At 63.3% G+C, this 3,747-nt stretch carries 3 protein-coding genes and 1 pseudogene; 3 read left to right on the top strand and 1 reads right to left on the bottom strand.

What is annotated here, in order from left to right; translation table 11 throughout:
* The 3 genes from ACLP25_RS05280 to ACLP25_RS05270 all read left to right on the top strand — a co-directional run.
* The coding region (locus ACLP25_RS05280; RefSeq protein ID WP_442468178.1) for a cupin domain-containing protein at positions 1–250 on the top strand (250 nt) is incomplete at its 5' end.
* A gap of 21 nt (positions 251–271) precedes the next feature.
* Positions 272–1,759, top strand: a complete 1,488-nt coding sequence (gene mqo, locus ACLP25_RS05275; protein ID WP_442468177.1) for a malate dehydrogenase (quinone) — start codon at positions 272–274, stop codon at positions 1,757–1,759.
* Between the two features lie 773 nt (positions 1,760–2,532).
* Positions 2,533–3,336, top strand: coding sequence for a helix-turn-helix transcriptional regulator (locus ACLP25_RS05270; protein ID WP_442468176.1), 804 nt, complete (start codon positions 2,533–2,535; stop codon positions 3,334–3,336).
* Between the two features lie 228 nt (positions 3,337–3,564).
* Here ACLP25_RS05270 and ACLP25_RS05265 read toward each other — a convergent pair.
* A pseudogene (locus tag ACLP25_RS05265) lies at positions 3,565–3,747 on the bottom strand (EamA/RhaT family transporter); the annotation flags it as partial.

The following is a 3,747-nucleotide window of genomic DNA, read 5'->3' as shown; positions in this document are numbered from 1 at the left end:
GGCCGGCGGCGCCTTTGCGTGGCATGACGCGCCGGTCCGCCAGTTTGTGCTGACGCTCAGCGGTACGCTGGAATTCGTAACCCGGGACGGCGATCGTTTCACTCTCCGTCCCGGGGACGTGCTGCTTGCCGAGGACACCACTGGCAGCGGCCACAGCTGGCGTCTCGTCGACGACGAGCCCTGGCGACGCGCTTATGTGATCCTGGCGCCAGGCGCCAAAGTTCCCTTCGTCGCCGGCGCCGGCGCCTGACCTGTCGACCGGAGAGCCTCGATGACTGAAGTCGCCACGGACGTCGTCTTGATTGGCGCCGGGATTATGAGCGCCACGCTCGGTACGTTCCTGAAGGAGCTGGAGCCGTCGCTCTCGATCTCCATCTTCGAGACCCTGTCCGACTGCGCGCTCGAGAGTTCCGGGTCGTGGAACAACGCCGGGACGGGTCACGCCGCCAATTGCGAGCTGAACTACACGCCGCAACGTCCCGACGGAAGCGTCGACATCTCCAAGGCGCTCGAGGTCAACACGGAGTTCGACCTCTCCCGCCAGCTTTGGGCTTATCTCGTCAAGAAAGGCGCTATCGCCGACCCAAGGGATTTCCTTCACCCCTGCCCGCATATGAGTTTCGTCTGGGGCGACGCCAACGTCGCCTTCCTGCGTGCGCGCTTCAAGGCCATGACCGCCAGCCACTGCTATCACGGCATGGAATATTCCGAGAGCCACGCTCAGATCGGGGAATGGGCGCCGCTCCTGATGGAAAGCCGTCCAGCCGACCAGCCGGTCGCGGCAACCCGCATCATTTCCGGGACCGACGTCGACTATGGGGCGCTCACGCACCTGCTGATCGGCCATCTCGCCAAACAGCCCGGCGTCAGCCTTGGCTTCCGGCATCACGTGCGGGCGCTGAAGCAGGTCGACGGCGGGCGATGGCTGGTCGAGGTGGAGGACGTCGCAGACCATTCGGTCAAAGAGGTCTCGGCGAAGTTCGTTTTCATCGGCGCCGGCGGGGGCGCGCTGGAGCTTTTGCAAAAGTGCGGCATTCCCGAGGGCCACGGTTATGGCGGGTTCCCGGTCAGCGGCATCTGGCTCAGATGCGAAACCCCGGCGGTGGTCGATCGGCACGAGGCCAAAGTCTACGGCAAGGCGGCGGAAGGGTCTCCGCCGATGTCCGTACCGCATCTCGACACGCGAATCATCGGTGGGAAAAGGTGGCTGCTGTTCGGCCCCTACGCCGGTTTCACCACCCGGTTCCTGAAGCACGGCTCGTTCACCGACCTCATCCGCTCGATCGAACCCGGCAACATCCTGCCTATGCTCGCCGTTGCGAAGGACAACGTGGACCTGGTCGAATACCTTGTCGGCCAGGTGCTGCAGAGCAAACGGCATCAGTTCGCCGTGTTGCAGAACTTCTATCCGACAGCGGATCGGGACGAGTGGAGCCTCGCGGTGGCCGGAGAGCGGGTGCAGATCATCAAACCGGACGCGGCGCATGAAGGCGCGCTCGAATTCGGAACCGAACTCGTCGCCTCGGAAGACCGCTCAATCATCGCCCTGCTCGGCGCCTCGCCGGGCGCCTCGACGGCGACGTTCATCGCGCTCGGAGTCCTGAAAAAATGTTTCCCCGAGCAGCTGACCGACAGCGCGTGGCTGCCGAAGCTGAAGGAGATTATCCCCACCTTCGGCGTCAATCTCATCGAGGATGCGGAAGCCTGCCGCCGGATCCGAGCAGAGACCGCGCCGGTGCTGAAGATCGACAATATTTGAGGGGCCCGCGCGGGTCGCCGACGCGCGAATCGGCGCACTCGCGCGCGTTTTTGGCGGAGGCGCCGCGCCGAACGCCCATCGTTCCTTCCGAAGGCGGATCGAGCCCCCGGACTGTGTCCGGGGGTATGGTTCGGGCTGGCGCCGCTCGGCGGCGAAAAACCCATGATAGCGGTCCAGCTCCCGCACAATTTTGACCACGCGGTCGACCGCCCTGAGGTTCATGGCCCCCATGGCGATGTGGGCCACCGGCAGCCGCCTCGTCGAGACGGCTGAACTGGATCGCCAAAACCTCCTCGGGCATGCGGCGCGTCCGGATCTCGACGGGCGGAATCGACCAGGAGCGGGAGTTCGTCGCGACCAGCTCAACGGCACAAATCGACGTCAACCGGTCGCTCCAGATCGCTTCGATGCAGGCCGAGGCTGAAAGCGGTAATTCGGCTCTGTTCCTCGCGATCGGCATCGGACGCGGACAAACGGCCGCTCTGACATTGGCGGCTGCTACCGAAACGTTTGTCGCTTCGCACTACAGGGGTAGACGCTCTTTGCCGTTCCTCAAGCTGTCCTCCCCTCGTGAAGGCCAATGTGTGAGTTCTCGGATGGTTATTGTTGTTGCCGAACGGACCGCCCAACCAGCTACCTGAACTCACGCCATCGGAGTTTGCATTCCGCGACCGTTTGACGCGGCGCCAAAGCTCTATAGGTCCTCCCTTCGCGTTGCTGCATTGAAAAAGGCGACTGACTGCAACCCGATCCGCAGCAATGGAGGTTAGATCATGGACTCGGCGCCGGGGCGCTATGGCAAGCTCGCGCAAAGATTATTGCCGATAGACGTTGGCTTCGAGACTGCCACTTGCGAAAAAAGCAGGACCGGTCCAACAGAGGTGGCGTTCCAGTCAGCACAGCCGCTGCCGACCGCGGAATCCGAGACCGGCTTGACGGGACCCGCGCAAATTTCTGCGCGAACCCGTCTGGCGTACGGGCTTCTGAAGGCGGCGATAGACGAGGCAGCTCAGTCTATCCAAGCCAATAACGTGCAGTTTGCCGTCGAAGGTCGGCGCCTTCAGGCCCGCGCGACCGAGTCCATTTACGCCAGCGCGCTTGCGACGATCGAATTCATGGACGCGGTTCGCGCCGACGGACCAACGAACCTGGCGCAAACGCAAAACGCACAGAGCCGCCGCCAGCGCGAAGCCCTGAACGACGAAGTTATCGATTTCCTTGCGGCGGCGCGAAATATGATCTCGGCTTTGACCGCGCCTCTTTCCGGTCCCATTGTGGACTGCTCAAAGGCCGGCGGCTGCCAAACGGCTCCCTGCGAACCGCAGAACGTTGTCGAACGCCTGAAATCACTAACGGAGCGGCAGAGAGGCGTGCTCGAACTTATTGCGGATGGGCTGCCAAACAAAATCATCGCGTACAAGCTGGGCCTTTGTGAAACGACGGTCAAAGCTCACGTCAGCGAAATACTTCGCAAGCTATGCGTCCATAGTCGCGCCCGCGCGATCGTTCTCCTCGGAAACATCAATTTGCGGTCGATCGGTTCGTCAAACGCTGACGCAAAATCCGCAGGACGATGACCCGGTCCTCCCCCATCGCTTGGGACGCGACAGCAAGAGAAAAAACGGCCGTTTCAAAGGGCGGCTCCTCGAGACCAATTATTCGAATCGATTTGACCCGTGACGCCCTCGACGAATGGCCGCAAAATGCGACTACAGCCGTCCCCGACGTGAGACTCGATGAGCGGAGTTGGCGCGACGGTCGCGACGTCTCCCGACTGGCGCCCGGCAACCGTCAGACTCGAGCCCCTACGACAATCCCGCCCCGCCCCCCGCCCTCTCGCGCAACGCCAGCCAGCCGCCGCAGGCGACCACCAGCGCGGCGCCGATCAGGGTCGCGGCCGGGGGAGCGTCGCCGAAGACGAGCAGCCCGGCCACGATCATCCAGAGAAGCTGGGTGTAGGTGAACGGGGTCAGCACCGGCGCCGGCGC

This window comes from Roseiarcus sp., assembly GCF_052145395.1.
Lineage (GTDB): Bacteria > Pseudomonadota > Alphaproteobacteria > Rhizobiales > Beijerinckiaceae > Roseiarcus.
The sequence above is the reverse complement of the archived record's forward strand: the minus strand, read 5'-3'. Positions and strand labels throughout refer to the sequence as shown.

What these genes read in the sequence shown, in the direction of transcription:
- mqo (WP_442468177.1), top strand. Translation starts at nt 272, where the DNA reads ATGACTGAAGTCGCCACGGACGTCGTCTTGATTGGCGCCGGGATTATG.
- ACLP25_RS05270 (WP_442468176.1), top strand. Translation starts at nt 2,533, where the DNA reads ATGGACTCGGCGCCGGGGCGCTATGGCAAGCTCGCGCAAAGATTATTG.